Source organism: Psychrobacter sp. W2-37-MNA-CIBAN-0211 (genome assembly GCF_040309405.1).
GTDB classification, from domain to species: Bacteria; Pseudomonadota; Gammaproteobacteria; order Pseudomonadales; family Moraxellaceae; genus Psychrobacter; species Psychrobacter glaciei.
The window spans coordinates 1-241 of the sequence record NZ_JBEOOU010000522.1 but is presented as its reverse complement, the minus strand read 5'-3'; the positions used below and the strand labels follow the sequence as shown (position 1 = coordinate 241).

Genomic DNA, 241 nt, shown 5'->3' with positions numbered 1-241 from the left:
CGTAAAGGCAGTGAACGTCAGGCGATGTTTTTTAATTCAACATTTGCCGTAATGGGCCATGTTGCTAAAGCGTCAGGGCGAGTGACTGAAACCGATATTCGTATAGCGACCATGTTAATGGATCAAATGAAGTTGTCTGGTCAGTCACGTATCGATGCGCAAACGGCTTTTCGTCAAGGCCGCCAAGCTGATTTTGATTTGCTAAAGCAGCTAGAACTGTTTCGACAAGCCACTCAAGGAC

The 241-nt window shown here is 46.1% G+C and carries 1 protein-coding gene; it reads left to right on the top strand.

The features are described 5' to 3' along the window. The coding region (locus tag AAEY72_RS16110; RefSeq protein ID WP_352311682.1) for a co-chaperone DjlA at positions 1-241 on the top strand (241 nt) is incomplete at both ends.